Source organism: Phytobacter sp. V69, assembly GCF_965644215.1.
GTDB lineage: Bacteria > Pseudomonadota > Gammaproteobacteria > Enterobacterales > Enterobacteriaceae > Phytobacter.
Map to the genome: position 1 here is coordinate 1 of NZ_CBFFRL010000301.1, position 3,933 is coordinate 3,933.

Below are 3,933 nucleotides of genomic sequence, written 5' to 3' on the forward strand. Positions count from 1 at the left end.
CGGTAGTTAACCCTTCCTCCTACACTCTCCACAATCATGTCCGAGCGTTGCACTTATTATCTGAATTCGCGAATCACGTTATGGCGTAAATTTTGCGAACGGCTAATCGGCTTCTCCTGTTTTTTTTATTAAAAACCTATTTAAAACATTTTTATGGGCTGAATTTCACAATTTAGCGCGACGGTTTCGTTTTGCTTCTCTTTTTCCCCGATATCTGGTGCAACAAGAAACACGGGAGAATTGATAATGACCATAATGAATACCCTGGTATGCCAGGAACCGAAAGTAATGACCTGGAAAAAACGTGAAGTGCCAATACCTGGCGATAATGAAGCGTTAATAAAAATTAAAACTGTGGGGATATGCGGCACGGATATTCATGCCTGGGCGGGTAATCAGCCCTTTTTTAGTTATCCCCGTGTGCTGGGTCATGAAATATGTGGCGAAGTTGTTGGGCTAGGGAAAAATATTCATAATCTAAATAATGGTCAGCAGGTTTCGGTTATTCCTTACGTTGCCTGCCGCAAATGTCCGGCCTGCAAAAGTGGCCGTACAAACTGCTGTGAGAACATCTCGGTTATCGGTGTGCATCAGGACGGTGGTTTCAGTGAATTTCTGAGCGTGCCTGTGGCAAATTTGCTGGTGGCAGAGGGCATCGATCCGGAAGCCGCTGCGCTGATTGAACCCTATGCGATCAGCGCCCATGCGGTGCGTCGGGCGGCGATCCAACCGGACGAACAGGTGCTTGTGGTGGGGGCCGGGCCTATCGGTCTGGGGGCGGCGGCTATTGCTAAAGCGGACGGGGCGCAGGTCGTGGTGGCCGATACCAGTGCGGCACGTCGTGCGCATGTCGAAAAACATCTGGGCCTTGTGACCCTCGATCCTTCGTCGGCGGATTTTGGCGCCAGTCTGCGCGCCGCGTTTGGCGGCTCACTGGCGCAGAAGGTCATTGATGCTACGGGTAATCAGCATGCGATGAACAACACGGTGAACCTGATTCGCCACGGTGGCAGCATCACGTTTGTTGGGCTGTTTAAAGGGGATTTGCAGTTCTCTGACCCGGAATTCCACAAGAAAGAGACCACCATGATGGGCAGCCGTAACGCGACGGAAGAGGACTTTGCCAAAGTCGGGCGTTTGATGGCGGAAGGGAAGGTAACGGCGCAAATGATGCTGACACATCGCTATGACTTCCACGCGCTGGCGGAAATCTACGAATAGCAGGTGATCAACAACCGTGAATTGATCAAAGGGGTCATTCATTTCTGAGTGCCATCCGGCACTCAAAGGTTGTGGGGTGAGACAGAGGGTCCGCTAAGGATATTTACAAAGACAGGCGGCAATAACGATTGCTATTCAGCGCCCAGGTCATTTCGGGCGCATTTTTTTATCCCGCCGTTTCAACCACTTTGATTTCCACCATCCCGATACCAAGCTTGCGCGGGGAGTGACCAAGAATGTTCCCCTCATTGGTGGCCTCGGGGTCCGGTGGCACGATAACCAGCGTGTTGCTGCGTGTCGGGTTGTTGAAACGCAATGTCGTGGTGGAGACGTCGTTGCCCAGCATTAGCGTTTGCTCATCATCGCCAACCCGTACCGGAATAGGGCGGTTGGCATTGGCGCCAAAGGCTTTTGCGGTGATCACCAGGTCAAAGGATTCCGGCAACGGATCGTTAAACTCGATTTCGACTTCGTTGCCGAGTTGCGCATTGGACCAGCGTCCCCAGCTTTCCGGGCGAGAAATACCGCTGAATTTTTTCACTTCCTCCGGCGCGCCGGCGACGTTAAAGACGAAGCTGTCGGCCTTGTAGCGAATGTCGTCATCCACGATTTTCAGCATATCTACGTTCTGTTTGTAACGGTCGGTGCTGATAACGGTATCTTTGAAGACGGTTTTGCCTTTCCACTGATCCTTATCGACCGTCTGAACCTTCTGCTCACCGCCAAGCTGCCCTTGCGATACGCACCAGTCGGTGGAAAGCACCAGTTCCGGTGCCCACAGGCGAGCCATTTTGTAGCACTGATCGACCCAGACGAAGTTATCGCGCGGGGCGAAATCGGCCAGTTGGAAGCGCAGAGGCGAGGAGTATTCACTTTCCGGGATCGGTTCGACGCGTTTAGACGACACGCGCACCAGCAGCGGCAGGCGGAAATTTCTGCCGGAGAAGGCGATCATCTTTTTGTCGCGATCGATGGTGAAGTCCTTCATCTGTTTCGGGAAATTCCACAGACGAATAATGTCCGACTTCCAGGCGACGACTTTCTCTTTCATATTCAGGAATTCGCCGGAGAGTGACTGCCCGGACAGGCTGCTGCGCCCCAGACCGAGGAAGTTATCGCCGCCGAGGATGTCGAGTACCGTTGCGCCGTTATCCATGCTGTTGCGTTTGACCGCCAGGGTGTTCTGCTGAGGGTCATCACCGCGCAGTACGAAGAACAGATTCTTACGATCCTCTTTGTTCAGGTATTTCCACGCCGTATTGTTCATGGCCAGGTGATCGGAGGAGACCACGATCACCGTGTCTTTAAACCACGGCGAAGCCTTAATTTTGTTAATCAGCGCGGCGATGTGCTGTTGGCTACAGGTCACGGCGCTGAACGACTGGTTGGGTTTGCCATCGTAGCTGTAGCTTTTACGTCCGCAGGTGCGGGAAATAAAACCGTCCGGGTGGTGGGTGTCGACGGTCAATGCGAACAGCGAGAAGCGTTGCCCGGAACGCGAAAGCATTTCGTACTTTTTCCACACTTCATCCAGCACGGTATCGTCGTAGAAACCCCAGTCATTGCGGTATTTCGGATCGTTGACTTCGCCTTTTAACTCTTCTGCGCCGTATAAATGGTCAAAACCGTGTGATTTCAGAAACACATCTTTCCCGGCAAAACGCAGGTTCGCGCCCTGGACAAAGTAGTTCTGGTAACCGGAATTTTTCAGGATGTCGCCAAGGCAGAGGTTTTGCGGAAAGAAACTGGAAACCGACGCCGAGGCGTTGCCTTCAAACGGTGCGAACAGCGGGATCCCACACTGGGACGCGACCATCCCGGCAATGGTGTAATCCGTACCGGGTAGCTGTTCCGTTTGCGAGAAATCCAGACCTTCATCTTTTAATGCGCCCAGCTCAGGGGTCAGGCCGGGGAAGGCGTCGTCATCGAAATAGGTGCGCTCGAGGCTCTCGCCGTAGATATAGACCAGGTTGAGCTTCGGATTGGGGATCTTTTTCGCCGGCTCACGGTAGTATTCGGCGAAATCAGGATCGCCTTCACGCGACTGGGATTTGACTAACTCCGCCACCTGGCGAAATGCCGGGCTGGCGTCCACGGAACCGAGCGCCAACAGCAGTGCCAGCAGGCTGTAACCGAAGTGATAGGGGCGATGGCGACGACGGCGCAGCACCCAGCCCAGGGCGCCAAATACCGCGGCCAGCGCCAGAATCAGTCCCACGCCGGGCAGCAAATATTTGCGCACACCCGCGCCCGTGAGGCTATTGGTCAGCGTATAGATAACTGCATCATTGATCCCATCGCCGGTGAAATAGTTACTGGCGTAGAGGGTGATGTTTAACAAGACAAAGAAACCCAGCACCAGCAATATTGCAGTGAACCACCAGGTATTGCGGCCCCCTTTCGAGGCGTAAATCGCCACGGACGCCAGAAATAAAACAATAGAAAGTAACTCGGACAACCGTCATTCCTCTGCGATACCAGCATGCCGCTGGCATTAATCCTTTGGGGATACAATTTAATTGCGATGTCACGTAGCTGCAATTGTAGTGTCATCTTTATACAGATTTATTCGGAATTGGTTTAGATAGTGTCGTCACGAGGATAAAAATCATTGATAATAGGGCCTTCTAATCATAAGGCCCTATTATCATGACTATTCCAGCCTATCGGCGCCACGATATTTCTGACAATGTATGGAGTTTACTGGAACCT

2 protein-coding genes are annotated in these 3,933 nt (G+C 52.6%); one reads left to right on the plus strand and one right to left on the minus strand.

The window, feature by feature from the left end; genetic code table 11:
- Positions 1–246: 246 nt before the first annotated feature.
- Entirely contained in the window at positions 247–1,221 is a 975-nt protein-coding gene (locus ACSZPU_RS24045) for a zinc-binding alcohol dehydrogenase family protein (RefSeq protein WP_499004052.1), read from the plus strand.
- A 166-nt stretch (positions 1,222–1,387) separates the two neighbouring features.
- Here the strand turns inward: ACSZPU_RS24045 and opgB are convergent, their stop codons facing one another.
- Entirely contained in the window at positions 1,388–3,679 is a 2,292-nt protein-coding gene (opgB, locus tag ACSZPU_RS24050; protein ID WP_499004054.1) for a phosphatidylglycerol--membrane-oligosaccharide glycerophosphotransferase, read from the minus strand.
- Between the last annotated feature and the right edge of the window lie 254 nt (positions 3,680–3,933).

Coding starts and splice junctions, on each gene's coding strand:
- ACSZPU_RS24045 (WP_499004052.1), top strand. CDS start 247: ATGACCATAATGAATACCCTGGTATGCCAGGAACCGAAAGTAATGACC.